A 17,648-nucleotide genomic window follows, 5' to 3' on the forward strand; every position below is an offset into this window, starting at 1 on the left:
GTCTTGACCTTGGCCGACCGGCGGGCCGGCAGGGAGACCCCCCGGCGGCTGACCCAGCCGCGGTACGCGCTCATGGCCACCTCGCGCACGGCGATGATCGCCACCGGGACCACCCAGAAGCTGCCCTTGACCACCAGTGCCGCCATGGCGCCGAGCACGAGGAACTTGTCGGCCAGCGGGTCGAGGAAGGCGCCCGAGCGGGTGGTGCCCTGGCGGCGGGCGACGTAGCCGTCGACGCCGTCCGTGGAGGCGAGGATGACCCAGAGGGCCAGCGCCGGCCACGACGCGCCGTTGCCGAGGATCGACACCAGCAGGATCGGGGTGACCAGCACCCGTCCCATGGTGACGGCGTTGGCCGGGGTGATGATGGCCGACGGCCCGAACGAGGTGGCCATCCCTACGCCGGGGTGGGTGCCGGCACGAGCAGCTCGGCCTCGAGGTCGGGTCCCAGCGCGCCGATGGCCCGCACGGTGGTGATGGTGCCGGGCTCGAGGGAGCCCGGCACGTGGACGACGCCGTCGATCTCCGGGGCCTCACGGTGGGTGCGGCCCTCGCCCGTCCGGTCGACGAGCACCTCGAGGTGACGGCCGACGAGGGCGTCCCGACGGGCCGCGGTGATGCCATCCTGGCGCTCGGTGAGCTCGCCCAGGCGCTCCTCCACCAGCGCCCGCGGGACGACGCCGTCGAGGCCGGCGGCGTAGGTGCCCTCCTCCATCGAGTAGGGGAAGAACCCGCACCAGTCGAGCTGGGCCTCATCGACGAAGGCGAGCAGGGCGTCGTGGTCGTCCTCGGTCTCGCCGGGGTAGCCGACGATGAAGTTCGACCGGAAGGCGGCCTCGGGCTCGCGACGGCGGATCTCGGTGATGGCCGACAGGAAGCGGCCGCCGTCGCCCCAGCGGCGCATGCGGCGCAGCAGGGGCCGAGAGACGTGCTGGAGCGAGAGGTCGAAGTAGGCCACGCCCGTGGCGCAGATGGCGTCGATGAGCCCGTCGGTGAGGTCGGACGGGTACAGGTACAGCAGCCGCACGCGGTCGACCCGCTCGGCCACCGCCCCCACGAGAGGCACGATCGAGCGCTGACCCTGGCCCTGGTCGCGGCCGAAGGCGGCCAGGTCCTGGGCCACCAGCACGATCTCGCGGACGTCGAGCGCCTCCACCTCGTCGAGGATCGACGCCACGCTGCGGCTGCGCTGGGGGCCGCGGAAGCTGGGGATGGCGCAGAAGCCGCACGCCCGGTCGCAGCCCTCGGCAACCTTGACGTAGGCCCACGGCACGCTGGACGCGGGGCGGGGCAGGTTGAGCAGGTCGAACGAAGGCAGGGAGGGCGCCCCGGGCCGCCGGCCGAGGGTGACGGGAACGCCGAAGCCGACCACGGCGTCGACCTCGGGCAGGGCCTCGGCCAGCTCGGATCCGTAGCGCTCGGCCATGCACCCGGTGACCACCACCTCGGCGCCGTCCTTGCGGCCCTTGGTGAGGGCGAGGATGACGTCGACGGACTCCTGGCGGGCCTCCTCGACGAAGGCGCAGGTGTTGACGACCACCAGGTCGGCCTCGGCCGGCCCCTCGGCCGCCACGAGGCCGTCGGCGGTCAGCGTGCCGACGAGCTTGTCGGAGTCGACCTGGTTCTTCGGGCAGCCGAGCGTCTCGACCCAGTAGCGGCGCACCATCGCCCCCGAGGGTACCGGCCACCTCCCGCCACGGCCGAAGCGGGGGTCGGTGCTCCGCGGGCTAGGTCTGCTCGTGGGCGAGGGGCGCGCCGGCGCAGGGCCACTCGGTGGCGAGCAGCTTGCCGGTGCCCGAGGCGGTGATGAACGCCGTGCGGCCGCCGTCGCCGCCCCAGCAGATGTTGGTGACGAGCAGGTCGGGCATGGCGACGTGCTCGACCGAGGCCCCGTCGGGCGAGATCACGGTGATGCCGCCGTTGACCAGGGTGGCGACGCAGACGTTGCCGTCGGCGTCGACGCCGAGCGAGTCGAGCAGCTGCATTCCGGGCAGGCCGGCGAGGAGGGTGGCGCCCGGGGGCGAACCGGGCATGGAGTCGACCTCGGCCACCTCGCCGGGCCCGGCGAGGGTCCACGCCCACACCCGGCCCATGTAGGTCTCGGCGGCATAGAGTCGGTCGCCATCGGGGGACAGCCCGACGCCGTTGGGCGCATCGAGGGGGAAGATCACCTCGCGGATCGATGAGCCGTCGGCCGCCGCGTAGAAGATGCCGGTGCGGTCGCTGGTCCGCTCGTCGCGGATGCCGTGGTCGGTGAACCAGAAGCCGCCGCTGGTGTCGAACACGAGGTCGTTGGGTGCCCGGAGGGGCCGCCCCGCGCACTCGGTGTAGAGCACCTCCACCTTCCCGCTGTCGAGGTCGACCCGCTCGATCCGCCCACCGGAGTACGACGACGCGTCGAAGGGACCGGGGACGGTGAGGCCCATCACGTCGTGCCAGGTGAAGCACCCGCCGTTGTTGCACAGGTAGGCGGCGCCGTCGGGGCCGATTGCCGTCCCGTTGGGCCCACCCCCGGGCTCGGCCACCACCGACACCGTGCCGTCGGGCGAGACCCTGCTCAGGGTCCCCCCGGCGATCTCCACCAGCAACACGCTGCCGTCGGGCATCGCCACCGGCCCCTCCGGGAAGCGCAGCCCGCTCGCCACCTCGCGCACGTCAGCCATGGGATGTCCCCTTCACGTCATCTCGCCGCGAGCTCGCGGCGAGCTCGCGGCCTGCGGCCGTTCTTACCAGATGGCCCGCGGCGGGGTCAGCCGCCGAACGCCCCCGCGGCGACGATCGCCTTGCTCCACGGCCGGACGAGGTCCCGGAGCCGGTCGCAGGCGTCGGAGCCGAGCGCCTCCCACGGCGCCAGGGCAAGGGCGTCGGTGCGGTCCTCGACCCACTGGCGGTGAGCCCGGCCGGCCTCGGTCAGTGCGCCGTCGGCGTCGAGCCAGCCTCTGGCCTGCAGGCGTTCGGTGGCAGCCTGCCAGTCGTCGTCGGGCCACGCCCGGCTGGCCTGGAGGACGGCGGCGGGCACGTCGCCGCTGGCGCCGTGGATCACCAGTGCCTCGCAGCCCCCGACCCCCTCGACGGTCATGGCCGCGATGTGGCCGTCGCCGCGGAACTCGCGCAGCAGGGAGATGGCGTGCCACAGCACCAGGTGCGGCGGCAAGGGCCACGGCAGCGACGAGTGCCCGGCAAAGAGCGGGCGCCCCTCGGGCCGACACGCCAGCGCCGCGGTTCGGGCCAGCTCGGCCGCCTCCGCCACCTCGGTGCCCTCGACCACGTCGTCACCGAGCATCCGGCGCAGGGCTCGGTCGGCGGCGTCGATGCGGGCGCCGAGGATCTGGCCGGGCGACGCTCGCTCCCAGGCGGCGGGGATCGCCCGTGCGACCACGTCGGGGTTGAAGTTGAAGAAGGTGGCCACCACCACCTCGCCGGTGACCGCGCCCATGGGGGCCGCGCGCGAGGCGAAGTACCCCATCCGGTCTGCCGCCAGGCCGACCGAGGCGTACGCCTCGGTCGCCTCGGGCGCGAAGTAGATCATCCCGTGGTAGGGCTCGAGGGTCCGCCACATCTTGCGGGCCATCACGTCGTCCATCGCTGCCTCCCAGGCGCTCGTGGCTCGACCTGTCTAGCGCCTGGTGGGCTGGCGGGATCTCGCTTACGCCAGGAAGGGCAGCGCCACCACGTACACCACGAGCAGGAGGCCGCCCTCCCACCGCTCCACCGTGCGGCCGGTGCCCATGAACAGCCAGGCCACGAGGGCCAGACCAACCATGAGGACCGAGCCGGTCCCGGCGATCTCGGCGTCGATCGGCCCGGGTCCGACCACCCCCGCGATGCCGCCGACGGCCAGGCTGTTGAACAGGTTGGAGCCGAGCAGGTTGCCGGCGATCAGGTCGTGCTCGCCCTTGCGGGCCGCCTGGATCGACGTGACGAGCTCCGGAAGCGAGGTGCCGATGGCCACGACCGTCAGGCCGATGAACGCCTCCGAGAGCCCGATCTCCGCGGCCAGCCCGCGGGCGCTCCACACCAGCAGCTGCGCCCCACCGATCGTCCCGATCAGCCCCAGCAGGGTGCGGACCGCCTCGCCGCCGAGACGGGCGCCGGGGGGCTCCTCCCCCATCATCTCCTCGACCTCGTCGGCGAGATCGTCGGTCTCGCCCGACATGCGGGCGGCGACGATGATCGCCGTCAGGGCCACGACCATCGCCCCGAGGAGGATCACCCCCTGGGTCCGACCGATGCCGCCCTGCACGATGAGGGCGATGAGAACGACGCTGGCCACGCTGATCGGCGCCTCGCGCTTGAGGGTGCCGGACCGCACGGCCAGGGGGGCGACGAGGGCGGCCACCCCCAGCACGAGCGAGAGGTTGGCCACGTTGGAGCCGATGATGTTGCCGATCGCGATGTCGAGGCTGCCGCTGCCGGCGGCGATGCCCGACACCAGCATCTCGGGGGCGCTGGTGCCGAAGCCGATGACCACCGCCCCGATCACCACGGGCGAGACCCGCAGGGCGACCGACAGGCGGGCCGCACCGATCACGAACTGGTCGGCGGCGAGGGTGAGCAGGACGAGGCCGACGACGGCGGCGATGATCAGCAGTGCCACGGCGGGCAGCATGCCACCGTCGCCCCGGGGCCGACGACGTCGCGGCTAGTCGGGCGTGCCGCCGCCCTGGAGCGACTCGAGCTCCTCGACCGTCATCAGGACGTCGCGGGCCTTCGAGCCGGTGGAGGGGCCCACGACGCCCTTCTGCTCGAGCAGGTCCATGAGGCGCCCGGCCCGGGCGAAGCCCACCCGGAGCTTGCGCTGGAGCATCGAGGTGGAGCCCAGCTGCGAACGCACGATGAGGTCCATGGCCTGCCACAGCAGGTCGTCGTCGTCGCCCTCGACGCCGCCTCCTCCCCCCCTCGGGGTGTCGGTGATGTCGACGTCGTCGCTCACCCCGGCGACGCCCTCGGCGTAGACGACGTCGGGCGACTGGCGCTTCCAGTGCGCCACGACCGCGCGCACCTCGTCCTCGCCGACCCAGGCGCCCTGGATGCGCCGGGGGTTCGACGACGCCGGCCCGAGGAGGAGCATGTCGCCCCGCCCGACGAGGCGCTCGGCGCCTCCCTGATCGAGGATCACCCGACTGTCGGCGAGGCTCGACACGGCGAATGCGAGGCGCGCCGGGACGTTGGCCTTGATGACCCCAGTGATGACGTTGACCGACGGGCGCTGGGTAGCGATCACCAGGTGGATGCCGACGGCGCGGGCCATCTGGGCGATCCGGCAGATCGACTCCTCGACGTCGCGGGCCGCCACCATCATCAGGTCGTTGAGCTCGTCGACGACGATGACGATGAAGGGAAGCCGGTCGTAGATCGTCTCCCCAGGGTCGTCGACGCCCTCGGCACGCGGCTCGGTGCGCAGGTCGCCCCGGTCGTAGGCGGCGTTGTAGCCGGTGATGTCGCGGACGCCGACCTCGGACAGGAGGTCGTAGCGGCGCTCCATCTCCTTGACCGCCCACGCCAGGGCGTTGGCCGCCTTCTTGGGGTTGACCACCACGGGGGTCAGCAGGTGCGGCAGGCCGTTGTACTGCCCGAGCTCGACCCGCTTGGGGTCGACGAGGATGAGGCGGACCTGGTCGGGCGTGGTGCGCACCAGCAGGGAGGTGATGAAGCTGTTGATGCAGCTGGACTTGCCGGCCCCGGTGGCGCCAGCGATGAGGATGTGCGGCATCTCGGCCAGGTTGGCGAGAGAGGCCCGGCCGCTGATGTCGCGACCGACGCCGACCTCGCAGGGGTGAGTGGCCCGGCGGGCCTCCGGGCTGGCGAGGATGTCGCCGAGGGCGACGAGCTGGCGCTGCTTGTTGGGCACCTCGACGCCGATGGCCGACCGGCCCGGGATGGGGGCCAGGATGCGCACGTCGGGCGACGCCATGGCGTAGGCGATGTCCTTGTGCAGGCTCGTGACCCGGTTGACCTTGACGCCCGACCCGAGCTCGAGCTCGTAGCGCGTCACCGTGGGCCCCACGGCGAAGCCGGCAAGGCGGGTCTCGACGCCATGGGCAGCGAGCGCCTGCTCGAGGATGCGACCCTCGGCCTCGACGAGCTTCTGGTCGACCTCGTGGGCCTCGCTCCGCACCAGGAGCGACAGGGGCGGCAGCTTCCAGCTGCCGGGGACCGCGCCGGGGCCGAGGTCGATGGCGAGCTGCTCGGGGTCGACGTCGCCGACGGGCGGGGGCGGCAGCTGGACGGCGAGACCGGAGGCGGCGGTGTCGTCCTCGGCCCCGGCGTGGTCCTCGGGCTCGTCGGCAGCCGAGGAAGGGACCGTCGTGGCGTCGTCGTCACCGGTCTCCTGGCGGCCCTCGCCGACGGTGGAGAGCCAGCGGACGCCACGGCCCACCCCACCAGCCACCGGCCGAGCCACGCCCGCGGCATGGGAGGCGGCGGCCTGGAGCGGTGTGCGGGTGAGGACGAGCACGCCGGCGAGGAGGAGGGCGACGAGCACGACAGCGGCCCCGGGCGTGGCCGCCACCGCCCGCAGGGGTCCGACGACCAGCCGGCCGAGGAGGCCGCCGGCGCCGCGCAGCTCGACCACCGCCGCGCCGGCGGTGGGGCCGACGGTGAGGTGGGCCAGACCCACCGCCGCCACGAGCACCAGGCCGAGGCCGGCGGCGATGCGGCCGGTGCCCTCGCCGGGGCGGCCCCGGACGAGCAGCACACCCACCCAGAGCAGGGCAGGGGGCACCGCCACCCGGGCAAGCCCGACGAGAGAGCCGGCAAGGTCGCCCACGCCGCGGCCGAACGGGCCGGTCAGGTCGGCATAGACGCCGAGGGCCGCCAGGAGGCCGGCGACCACGAGGACGCCGCCCCACACATCGCGGCGCGCCAGTGCCGCCGAGGCCCGGGCCCAGGCCGAGGGAGCGCCCTTCCTGGCGCGGCCACCCTTCTTGGGCGCCGAGGGACGTCGCCGTGTCGTCGTTGCCACAGTGGCAACAACGCTAACACCAGCAACACGTCCCCCACCGTCATGGGGCGGACGGGCCCCGCAAAGGAGGCCTCGGCCGAAGGCCGAGACCACAGAACCGCCGCAGAGCGGGTGGCACCGAGGGGAGGGACCCGCCCCCGGAGCCTGCGGAGGGGGTGGGAGGGGTCCCGCTCGGTGACGGGCCCCGCTACGCCTCCATGATCACCGGGACGATCATGGGCTTGCGCTTGGTGCGCTCGTTGACGAACTGGCCGAGGGCGCGGCGGGCGTGGCGCTTGAGGGTCTCGACCTCGGTGTCGTCGGACTGCTCGATGGCAGTGGTGACCCGGCGGCGGGCCTCCTCGAGGATGTCCTCGGCCTCGGGGGCGTGGACCCAGCCCCTGGTCACGATCTCGGGTCCGGCGATGACGTCGCCGGTCTTGATGTCGACGGTCACGATGACGACCACCACGCCCTCCTCAGCCAGCACCTGCCGGTCGCGGAGCACGCCGTGGGTGATGTCACCCACCACGCCGTCGACGTAGAGGTAGCCGGCCGGCACCTCGCCCACCTTGGCCAGGCCGCCGTCGGTGAGCTCGACCACGTCGCCGTCCTGGCAGAGCACCACGTTCTCGGCCGGCACACCCGACTCGATGCCGAGGCGGGCGTGGTGGTACATGTGCCGGTACTCGCCGTGGACCGGGATGAAGTGCTCGGGCCGGGCGATCGACAACAGCGTGCGCAGCTCGCCCTGCTTGGCGTGGCCGGTGACGTGCACGGTGGCCAGGCCCGAGTGGATGACCTCGGCGCCGAGGCGGTAGAGGCCGTCGATCACCTTGCCGACGCTGGTCTCGTTGCCAGGGATGGGGTGCGAGCTCAGGATGATGGTGTCCTGGTCGGTGAGGGTGAGCCACTTGTTCTCGTTGGCCGCCATGCGCGACAGCGCCGACATGGGCTCGCCCTGGGAGCCGGTGGAGATCACGCACACCTCGCCGGGGTCGACGTCGCCCACGTCGGCGATGTCGAACAGCGAGGCCTCGGGGATGCGCAGCGCCCCCATGTCGCGGGCCAGCTTCACGTTCTTCTTCATCGACAGGCCGAGGGTGGCGACCTTGCGGCCGTGAGCGATGGCCACGTCGGCGATCTGCTGGACCCGATGGATGTGGCTGGCGAAGCAGGCGGTGATGATGCGCCGGCCCTTGTTGGCGTCGAAGAGCCGGTCGAGCGACGGCCCGATGGAGCTCTCGGAGGCGGTGTGGCCGGGCTCCTCGGCGTTGGTGGAGTCGCCGAGGAGCAGACGGATGCCCGACTCGACCTCGATGGCGCCGATGCGGCCCAGGTCGGTGAAGCGGCCGTCGAGCGGCTGGAGGTCGAGCTTCCAGTCGCCCGAGTGCAGGATCACGCCCTGGGGGGTGTGCCAGGCGGTGGCGAAGCCGTCGGGGATGGAGTGGGTGACGGGGATGAACTCCACGTCGAAGGGACCGATCTGGCGACGCTCGCCGTCCTCGACGGTGATGAGCTCGGTGCGGTTGAGGAGGCCCGCCTCGTCGATGCGGTTGCGCGCCATGCCCAGGGTGAGGGCCGAGCCGTAGATCGGGAACGAGAGGTCGCGCAGCAGGAACGACAGCGCCCCGGCGTGGTCTTCGTGGCCGTGGGTGAGGATGCAGCCGTCGATGCGGTCGGCGTTCTCCCGCAGCCACGTGAAGTCGGGCAGCACCAGGTCGATGCCGGGCATGTCGGCCTCGGGGAACATCAGGCCACAGTCCAGCAGCACGATGCGGCCGTCCATCTCGAAGCAGGCGCAGTTGCGGCCGATCTCCCCCAGGCCACCGAGGAACGTGATCTTGACCGAGGAGGGCTTCGTCATGCCCTCAGGTTGCCACCTCCGGGGCGCCGGCGGGCAATGCACCCGACTCCCGGAGCCCGGCGAGGACCCGGCGGGCACGGTCCTCGAGTCCGTCAGGCTCGGGACCCATGGGCGGGCGGGGGGGGCCGCCGGGAAGGCCGAGGACCCGAAGCATGCACTTCGTGGGCACCGGGTTGGGAGCGTCGTCGGAGGACTCGAAGGCGCAGCTGTCGAACAGGGCCGCGTTGGCGGCGCGGGCGGCGGCGTGGTCGCCGCACTCGAAGGCGCTGACCATGTCGGCGAACACCGGGCCGGCCCAGTGGGCGGCGACGCTGACGACACCGACCGCCCCCACCGCCAGGAGCGGCAGGGTCTGGTTGTCGTCGCCGCTGTAGAGCTCGAAGCCGTCGCCGGCCGCGGCCACCAGCCGGGCCGACTCAGCCGGGCTGCCGGCGGCGTCCTTGACGGCAACGATGTTGGGGACGTCGCGCGCCAGGCGGACCAGCGTCTCGGTGGCCACCTTGCGACCGGTGCGGACGGGGATGTCGTAGAGCATCACCGGCAGCTCGGTGGCCGCCGCAAGGGCGGTGAAGTGGGCCTCGAGGCCGGCCTGGGACGGGCGGTTGTAGTAGGGCGCGACGAGCAGGATGCCCGCGGCGCCGAAGCCGGTGACCGTGGCCGTCATCTCCGCGGCGTGGGCGGTGTCGTTCGAGCCGGTGCCGACCAGGACCGGCACGGTCACCGCCTCGCACACGGCCCGGGCCAGCTCGAGGTGCTCCGGGACGGTGAGCGTGGGGCTCTCCCCGGTGGTGCCGGCGATGACGAGGCCGTCGCTCCCGTTGTCGGCGAGCCACCGCGCCAGGGTGACGGCGCCGTCGACGTCGAGGGAGAGGTCGTCGGCGAACGGCGTCGCCATGGCGGTCAGGACCGACCCGAACCGGGCCATCAGTGCGACCCCTCGCTCGTCCGCTCGAACCCGAGCGTTGCCAGCAGGTCCTCGTGCATCTCGAACCAGACGGTGTGGTAGCTGTCGATGACCGGCTTGGTGAACCACTCGTGCTCACCGGCGACGACCCTCTCGAGCGCCTCCCGGAGGCGGCGGCCGTAGGCCTCGAAGCGGACCATGCACGACCGGAGGTCGGCGGTGACGGGGCGGACCCGATCGTGGATGCCCACCAGCCGGTCGATGACCTCCTTGTCGTAGACGGGGTCGGTGTGGTCGTTCGGGACCTGGGTGCCGTCGACGTCGCGGAGCTGCCAGTGGGTGCAGGTGGCGAGCATGTCCTGGTTGATGTCGAGGAAGCGCCGGTAGGCGGACTCGACGGCCTCGCGACCGCCGCAGGTGTCGAGCTCGGCAGCCACCGCCGCGGCGTGGGCAGCCCGGCCGTCGGGGGTGAGGGACCACCCAGAGATGCGCCCCTCTCGGCGCAGCACCAGGCCCTCGCCGGCCAGCGACCGGAGGTGGCGCTCGACCTCGGCCTCGTCGACGCCGGCGATGGTGGTGACCGCCGCCGCCTCGGCGAAGCCCTTGAGGCGCAGGACATGCAGCGCGAGGAAGCGACCATCGGACTCGTAGGGCATCGCCGCAGGCTACCAAGCGCTCGTGAGCGCCCTCACAGGCCCGGGGCGCGCCAGGGGCCGCCCTCGCGGGCGGCCCCTGGCGACTCGTCGGCACGCGGCGCGAGCCACGTGGAGGGTTCTCAGCCGGCGGTGGCCGAGTCCCCAACCTCGCCCTCGGCGAGGGCGAACATCTCGTACTCCTCGCCGGTGTCGGCCCAGTCCTCGAACTGGATGACGCCGAGCTCCTCGAAGCGGCGGCGCAGCCAGGCGTCGCCGGCGTCGAGCAGGCCGAGCTTCTTGCAGTTGGGCACGATCTTCGAGAACAGCATCTGCTGGAACATCTCGCGCTCTGGGGCCTGCTGGGTGAGGGCCACGGCCTCCTTGACGTTGACGCCCATGCGGTCCCAGACCTCCTGCTGCAGGAAGCGGTCGCGCATCCGGACGGCGGCCTCGAAGGCGAACTCCTGGCGCTCGCGGATCTCGGCGTGGCCGAGCTCGGTGTAGTAGTCCTGCAGGCTGAGCACGCCGAAGGCGACGTGGCGGGCCTCGTCGCTCATGACGTAGCGGAGGAGCTTCTTGAGCAGCGGCTCGGTGGTCAGCTGGTGCATGAAGCCGAAGGCGGCCAGGGCAAGGCCCTCGACCATGATCTGCATGCCCAGGTAGGTCATGTCCCAGCGGTTGTCCTGGATGATGTCGTCCAGGAGCATCTTGAGGTGGGCGTTGACCGGGTAGTGCCCCGACAGCTTGGTGTCGAGGTACTTGGCGAAGACCTCCACGTGGCGGGCCTCGTCCATCACCTGGGTGGAGGCGTAGTACTTGGCGTCGATCCACGGCACGTTCTCGACGATGCGGGCGGTGCAGATCATGGCGCCCTGCTCACCGTGCATGAACTGGCTGAGGGTCCAGTTCTGGCTCTCGATGCCGAGCTCGATCCACTCTTTGTCGCCCCACTTGGCGAAGGGGGTGCCGCTGAGGTCCATGCCGGCGCCGAGGCCGGTCGTGCCGCCCTGGTTGGCGATGACCACGGCCTCCTGGTCGACCTCGATCGACCAGTCGAGGTCGGTCTCGGCGTTCCACATGCTGTCCTTGGCCTTCTCGTACAGCCGGTTCAGCTTGGGGCGGGCGCCCTTCTCGTAGTCCCAGGTGAAGATGGTGTCGAACTCGCTCTTGACGTGGGCGACGGTGGCGTCGACGTCGGTGTTCGAGATGGCGAGGATCGCCTCGAGGTCGTTGACCTCTGCTCGACCGATGATCTCTTCGTTGGTGGCCATGGATGTCTCCTTGCGGGGGTGTGCGGGCGGGATGGTGCGGAACAGGTGGGCGGAGGGCTCAGGGGCGGGTGAGGCCGGGGAGCAGGAACGTTCGGGTGAACCGGCGGGCGTCGTCTTCGACCGTCAGGTCGTAGGCGGGACTGGGAGCGAGGCTGTAGGACAGCACGAGGCGGGCGACCCACTCCCCGGTCCGGAGTGCGGTCTCGGTGCCGACGAAGGGCACCAGGTGCGGTCCGACGAGGGCGGCCGCCGCGGCCAGCACGTCGTCGAAGCGGTCGAAGGCGACGTGGGGCAGCACCAGCTCGGGCTCGTGAGCGAGGACGAGCTGCAGGGCGGCGTGGCCGGCGATGGCGCGGCTGGCCACGTGGATCCCGGCGACGAGGCGGTCCTCGAGGGTGTCGGCGGCAGCCAGCGCCTCGGTCACCTCGCGGGTGAGCACGCCCAGCTCGTGGGCGACGACCGCCCGCAAGAGCGATGCCTTGCCGCCCGGGGAGAGCCGGTAGACCGTGGCCCGGCTCACACCGGCCTGCCGCGCGATGTCGTCGAGGGAGGTCTTGGTGACCCCCCAGCGGGCCACACAGGCGAGGGCCGCCTCGATGACCCGAGCCTCGGGGGGTGTCAGCGCCGGCGCCGAGGCGATCGCAGCCACAGGGTGGGCGACGGTGCCATCTGCGGGAGCGGTGAGAGACATTGCCTGAGACAATACGTACGCATCCGTCTCATCGTCAAGGGGGGCCGCGACCACGTCCTCCGGACAACCCGTCTCGGTCAGGCGGTACCGGACCTCACGAGGACACCGGCGAGGACCTCGGTGCGCACCAGCTCCGCCACCTGCTCGCGGTCGGTCAGGTCCCACCGCCCCTGGGCGTTGATGTGGGACACCACCATCCGGGCCACGTAGTCGGCGGCCTCTCCCACCCCGACGCCCGGCCGCAGCTCCTCGAGGGCGAGGTAGGGCTCGACGAAGGCGGCGATCTGGGGCAACAGCCGGTTCGTCTCGTCGATCAGCGCCGGGAGCAGCCGCTCGGGCTCGGCCGCCAGCAGCATCTGCAGCACGTGGTGCTCCCCCACGGCGCGGTGGGCGTGGAACAGGGCGACTTCGACGACCTCGGTGAAGTCGACGGCGTCGGCCACGGCGTCGGCCAGGCCGAGGAAGAACTTGGCCGTCTCGTGGCCGATCATCTCCCGCACCACCTCGTCGCGCCCGCCCGGGAAGAGCCGGTAGACCGTGGCGCGCGAGACCCCTGCCTCGCGGGCGGCATCCTCGACCGTCGTCTTGGCCAGCCCGCGTCGCGCCACGCAGGCGTAGGTGGCCTCGAGGACCCGGTGGCGGGGGTCGTCCTCGGTCACGTGGCGACGGCGGGCGCGCGGGTCACTTGGCGGTCGGGAGCACGTGGTCGGCGAAGCGGTCGCGCAGGTCCTTCTTCGAGAACTTGCCGACCGACGTCTTCGGCACCTCGTCGATCATCACGACGTCGTCGGGGAGCCACCACTTGGCCACCCGGCTGTCGAGGAACTCGAGCAGCTCCTCGCGGGAGATCGTCTCGCCCTCCTTGGGGACCACGCAGGCGAGGGGCCGCTCCGACCACTTGGGGTGGGGAACACCGATGACCGCGGCCTCGGCGACCTTGGGGTGCGCCATGATCTCGTTCTCGAGCTCGACCGAGGAGATCCACTCACCGCCCGACTTCACCAGGTCCTTGGTGCGGTCGACGAGGAAGATGTAGCCCTCGGCGTCGACCTTGGCGACGTCACCGGTGCGCAGCCAGCCGTCAGAGGTGAACGACTCCGACGAGCGGGGGTCGTCGTAGTACTCACGGGCGATCCAGGGGCCGGACACCTGCAGCTCACCGGTCTGCTCGGCGTCCCAGGGAACCGCTTCGCCGGTCTCGGCGCTCATGACTCGGAACTCCACGCCGGCGACCACGTAGCCCACGCTGGTGCGCAGGTCGGCCTTGGCGTCGTCCGACAGGTGGGCCAGGGTCGACTTGATGTTCCCGACGGTGCAGATGGGGCTGGTCTCGGTCATGCCCCACGCCTGCATGATGGGCAGGCCCGTCGCCTCCCGGTAGCCCTCGGAGAGCGCCCGGGGCACCGCCGAGCCGCCGCAGGGGATGGCCCGCAGGCTCGAGGTGTCGCGGCCCTTCAGCTCGGGCAGCACGCCCATCCAGATGGTGGGGACGCCGGCGGCCACGGTCACCCGCTCGCCCTCGATCAGGGTGGCCAGCGCCTTGGGCGAAAGGTCGGGACCGGGCATGACCAGGGTGGCGCCGCTGGCCGGGCCGGCGTGGGCCAGGCCCCACGCGTTGGCGTGGAACATCGGCACCACCGGCAGCACCACGTCGGACTCGCGGATCCCGATGGCGTCGGCCTGCATGACTCCCATGGTGTGCAGGTAGAGCGAGCGGTGGGAGTACACGACGCCCTTGGGGTTGCCCGTGGTGCCGCTCGTGTAGCACATGGAGGCGGCGCGGGACTCGTCGGTGACGCCGCCGAGGTCGACGGGGTCGGCGGCCGCCAGCAGGGTCTCGTAGTCGTGCACCTGGGGCCCGCCGCCCCCACCGTCGTTGCTCGGCACCTCGCCGGCGCCGTCGTCCATCACCACGATGTGGCGCACGCTGGTGAACGTCTCGATCAGCGGCCACAGCAGGCCCGCCAGCGAGCGGTCGACGAAGATGACCTCGTCCTCGGCGTGGTTGACGATGTAGCTCAGCTGCTCGGGGAACAGCCGGATGTTGAGGGTGTGCAGCACCCGTCCGGCACACGGCGCGCCGTACCAGAGCTCGAGGTGGCGGGCGGTGTTCCAGGCGAAGGTGGCCACCCGCCCGTCGTCGGAGATCCCGAGGTCGTCGAGCACGCCACCGAGGCGCCGGGTGCGCTCGGCCCACGCGCCGTACGTGGTGCGCTCGATGCCGCCAGGAGTGGCGGTGACGATCTCCTTGGCGGCGAAGAGGCGCTCGGCCCGCCGGAAGAAGTGATCGAGCGTGAGCGGCGTCTCCTGCATGAGCCCCTGCATGGCGTCCCTTTCCAGCGGCCCCGGACGGGCCGACCGACCGCCACGATAGGGGCGGGGCGGGGCACCCGCCGCCGTGCCCTACGCTCTGCCCCCGTGGACGAGGCCGGCCGCCGACGACGCCTCACCATGTTGCTGGTCCCCATCGGGATCCTCGTGGTGGCGTCCAACGTCGGCTCGGCGCTGGCCCCGAGCCTCGTCAACGACCGACCGCTGCTGCTGCTGGCGCTCGACGCCCGCATCCGCCACGTCGTGCTCGTCTCGGGCGTCCTCGACCCGTTCTCGTACTACGTGGTGGGCACCCTCCGCCTGCTGCTGTCGGACCCGCTCTTCTACCTTCTCGGCTTCTGGTACGGCGAGGCCGCGCTCCAGTGGGTGGAGCAGCGCTCGGGCGGCGTCGGCCGGTTCCTCCGATCGGCCGAGGGGTTCTTCGGCAAGGCCGCGTACCCCCTCGTCTTCCTGGCTCCGAACAACTACATCTGCCTCTTCGCCGGCGCGGCGCGCATGCACCCGGCGGCGTTCCTCGTCCTCAACGTCACCGGCACCGTGGCCCGCCTGGCGATGATCCGCTACGTGGGCGACATCTTCGACGGCCCACGCGAGGGGCTCCTCGGCTTCATCGGCCGCTACCAGATCCCACTCACCCTCGCCGCCATCGCTCTGGTCGTGGGTCAGACCCTCCACGAGCGCCGCAAGGGCACCGACGAGCTCGGCGCCCTCGGCCAGCTGAGCAACCTGGAGGTCGAGGGCGACGCCCTCCCGGGCGACGCCCCCGGTGTCGACATCAAGGCTCGGACCGAGGCTCTCGAGCGGGAGGAGGCCCGCGAGCGGGAAGAGGCCCTCGATCGGGGCGAGGCGCACGAGCCGGGCGGCGACCCCCCGCCGGGCTAGCCATTTGCCCATCTCCTTTGCGTGTTTGTGAAACGACGCCGACGGTGGGAAGACTGGGGTCTTGGGGTCTTCGACTGTGGGGGGAATCGGCGGAGGGGAGGTCACCGCTGATCGGAGCGTGGACGTGCCGGCGGGGCCAGGCTCGGTGCGTCCGGCGTCAGATCCAGACCAGCGTCGCGCCACGACGGGACGAGACCCCTGGGGCCGTGGACGACGTGGACTGTCGTTGCGCGTGCGGCTGGCAATGCTGGTCATCGCAGCGGTGCTTCCAGCTGGCGTGCTGGTCGGCCAGCAGGCCGCAGCGTGGAGAGCGGCAGCTGAACGAGACGCCGCCGCCGAGGTCGCGCGGCTGGCAGAGTCGGCGGCGTTGCAGCAGGAGCACTTGGTGGCGTCGACGACGCTGCTCCTGCAAGCCCTGTCTTCTACAACCCAAGTGGCTGATCGGTCGCGCTGCGCGGTAGAGCTGGCACGCATCCACGACGAGCTGCCGCAGTTCGGTGTGCTTGGCGTCGCCGATGCCACTGGCGCCCTCTGGTGCAGCTCGCGACAGACCGACGGGGCGGTCTCGGTGGCCGACCGCGACTACTTCGCAGCGGTCCGTGCTACATCAGCACCGTCATTCGGCCGCTACCAGATCGGCCGAGTGTCGGGAAAGCCAACGGTCGCCTTGGCCCATCCCCTGATCGACAGCAACGGCGACTTCGCCGGCGCCGTCATCGCGTCGATCGATCTGTCGCGCCCGGCGATGTTGGCGGAGCGATTCGAGCTACCAGAAGGCTCGACCGTGACGGTCTATGACGATGTGGGGACGGTGCTGATGCGCTGGCCCGATCCGAACGGCTTCGTCGGCCAACAGACGCCCTTCCAGCTCCGGTCGCACCAGAGCGGCAACACGGTCCGGCTGGCGGGTCTTGACGGCGTGGAGCGGTTCTACGGCGTGGCCGAGATTGCAAGCGGAGGGGACCTGACCCTGACCGTGGGCGTGCCCTCGGCTGCGGTCTTCTCCGCAGCAACGGAGCGGCTGCGGTCGACGTGGAGATGGCTGGCGGTGATCGTCCTGGCCGGAGCGCTCGCGGCGATCGGTGCTGGCCATGCACTGGTGGTACGACCGGTCCGACACCTCCAGGAGACCGTGAAACGCCTCTCGGCCGGAGATCTGACCGCACGAGCCTCCTTGGACCGGACAGGCGGGGAGCTCGGTGAGCTGGCCGAGGAGTTCGACACCATGGCAGTTGCGTTGCAGCTGCGAGAGGTGGAGCTGCGGCGCGCCGAGCAACGAGCGGTGGAAGAACGCTATCTCGGGCTACTCGACGTGAGCGCCGACGCGGTGATCGTCACCTCCGCGGACGGGAGCATCGCGGTGTTCAACCGGGGGGCCGAGGAGATGTTCGGAATCCCGAGCTCGGAGGCAGTCGGCGTCCCGGTGAACCAGGTGATCGGCTCCGACGTCGACTTGTCAGACCGAAGTGATCTGCATTGGACCGATGCGACCGGAGCCGCGCGCTGTGCGGAGGCGACAGCGTCGCCAGGAGAGGACGGACGGGCGACGCTGATCCTGCGCGACGTCACCAGCGACCGGGAGCAGCAGGCCGAGCTGGAGGTCAAGGCGCTGCACGACCCGCTGACCGGACTCGCAAACCGATCGCTGCTGTTCGACCGGCTCCAGATGATGCTCAACCAACGGCACCGTACTGGCATCGTGGTCGCGTTCTTGGACCTCGACGCCTTCAAGGTGGTGAACGACACGCTCGGTCACGCGACAGGCGACGCGCTGCTCGTCGAGATCAGCCGAAACCTGCAGACCACCAGACGCGCCGGCGACGTCGTCGCCCGACTCGGCGGCGACGAGTTCGTCATCGCCGGCGAGGCCACCGACCGAGCAGCGGCCATGCATCTCGGCAAGCGAATCGTGGCGGCAGTCGCCAACAGCACGATCGCTGGAGCCGACGCCGTGTCGGTCAGCGTCGGCCTCGCCTGGATTGGCCCCGACGACCCCAGCGACGCACCAGCCGCCATCGCCACCGCCGATGCCGCCTTGCTCAGCGCCAAGCGCGCTCGCCGAGGCGCGATCGTGCTGGCGGCGGCACCGCAGACAGCCCCCCGCCGACCTCAGCCGTAGCGGAA

General features: G+C 71.7%; 15 protein-coding genes. 2 read left to right on the plus strand and 13 right to left on the minus strand.

Annotated elements, in window-relative coordinates:
- The 13 genes from VMN58_03570 to VMN58_03630 form a co-directional block, all read right to left on the minus strand.
- Positions 1-395, minus strand: a 395-nt coding sequence (locus tag VMN58_03570; protein HUF32272.1) for a CDP-alcohol phosphatidyltransferase family protein, incomplete at its 3' end; no start/stop codon positions are given.
- A gap of 2 nt (positions 396-397) precedes the next feature.
- Positions 398-1,666, minus strand: a complete 1,269-nt coding sequence (locus VMN58_03575; protein HUF32273.1) for a MiaB/RimO family radical SAM methylthiotransferase — start codon at positions 1,664-1,666, stop codon at positions 398-400.
- Between the two features lie 61 nt (positions 1,667-1,727).
- Positions 1,728-2,663, minus strand: coding sequence for an SMP-30/gluconolactonase/LRE family protein (locus VMN58_03580; protein HUF32274.1), 936 nt, complete (start codon positions 2,661-2,663; stop codon positions 1,728-1,730).
- An 86-nt stretch (positions 2,664-2,749) separates the two neighbouring features.
- Positions 2,750-3,583: a hypothetical protein gene (locus VMN58_03585; GenBank protein HUF32275.1), complete on the minus strand. Its 834-nt coding sequence runs from the start codon at positions 3,581-3,583 to the stop codon at positions 2,750-2,752.
- A 63-nt stretch (positions 3,584-3,646) separates the two neighbouring features.
- A complete protein-coding gene (locus tag VMN58_03590) occupies positions 3,647-4,597 on the minus strand; it encodes a calcium/sodium antiporter (GenBank protein HUF32276.1) in 951 nt (316 codons plus the stop codon).
- A gap of 45 nt (positions 4,598-4,642) precedes the next feature.
- A complete protein-coding gene (locus VMN58_03595) occupies positions 4,643-6,964 on the minus strand; it encodes a DNA translocase FtsK 4TM domain-containing protein (protein HUF32277.1) in 2,322 nt (773 codons plus the stop codon).
- 187 nt (positions 6,965-7,151) lie between these two features.
- Positions 7,152-8,810: a ribonuclease J gene (locus tag VMN58_03600; protein HUF32278.1), complete on the minus strand. Its 1,659-nt coding sequence runs from the start codon at positions 8,808-8,810 to the stop codon at positions 7,152-7,154.
- A gap of 4 nt (positions 8,811-8,814) precedes the next feature.
- Positions 8,815-9,735, minus strand: coding sequence for a 4-hydroxy-tetrahydrodipicolinate synthase (gene dapA, locus VMN58_03605; protein HUF32279.1), 921 nt, complete (start codon positions 9,733-9,735; stop codon positions 8,815-8,817).
- Complete coding sequence (locus VMN58_03610) at positions 9,735-10,370, minus strand: hypothetical protein (GenBank protein HUF32280.1); 636 nt, start codon at positions 10,368-10,370, stop codon at positions 9,735-9,737. The genes dapA and VMN58_03610 overlap by 1 nt, the downstream gene beginning before the upstream one ends.
- 119 nt (positions 10,371-10,489) lie before the next feature.
- Positions 10,490-11,620, minus strand: a complete 1,131-nt coding sequence (locus VMN58_03615) for a ferritin-like domain-containing protein (GenBank protein HUF32281.1) — start codon at positions 11,618-11,620, stop codon at positions 10,490-10,492.
- 58 nt (positions 11,621-11,678) lie between these two features.
- Entirely contained in the window at positions 11,679-12,269 is a 591-nt protein-coding gene (locus VMN58_03620) for a TetR family transcriptional regulator (GenBank protein ID HUF32282.1), read from the minus strand.
- Positions 12,270-12,388: 119 nt separating this feature from the next.
- Complete coding sequence (locus VMN58_03625) at positions 12,389-12,970, minus strand: TetR/AcrR family transcriptional regulator (protein ID HUF32283.1); 582 nt, start codon at positions 12,968-12,970, stop codon at positions 12,389-12,391.
- Positions 12,971-12,992: 22 nt separating this feature from the next.
- On the minus strand, positions 12,993-14,636 hold the full coding sequence (locus VMN58_03630; GenBank protein HUF32284.1) for a long-chain fatty acid--CoA ligase: 1,644 nt from the start codon (positions 14,634-14,636) through the stop codon (positions 12,993-12,995).
- A 93-nt stretch (positions 14,637-14,729) separates the two neighbouring features.
- Here VMN58_03630 and VMN58_03635 point away from each other — a divergent pair, with 93 nt between their 5' ends.
- Together VMN58_03635 and VMN58_03640 are read left to right on the plus strand one after the other, a co-directional pair.
- Complete coding sequence (locus tag VMN58_03635; GenBank protein ID HUF32285.1) at positions 14,730-15,524, plus strand: hypothetical protein; 795 nt, start codon at positions 14,730-14,732, stop codon at positions 15,522-15,524.
- A 232-nt stretch (positions 15,525-15,756) separates the two neighbouring features.
- Positions 15,757-17,643 carry a diguanylate cyclase gene (locus VMN58_03640; GenBank protein ID HUF32286.1) on the plus strand — a complete coding sequence of 629 codons (1,887 nt, stop codon included), beginning with the start codon at positions 15,757-15,759 and terminating at the stop codon, positions 17,641-17,643.
- The last annotated feature ends 5 nt before the right edge of the window (positions 17,644-17,648 follow it).

It is taken from the genome of Acidimicrobiales bacterium (genome assembly GCA_035512495.1).
In the GTDB taxonomy this organism is placed as follows: Bacteria; Actinomycetota; Acidimicrobiia; order Acidimicrobiales; family CADCSY01; genus DATKDW01.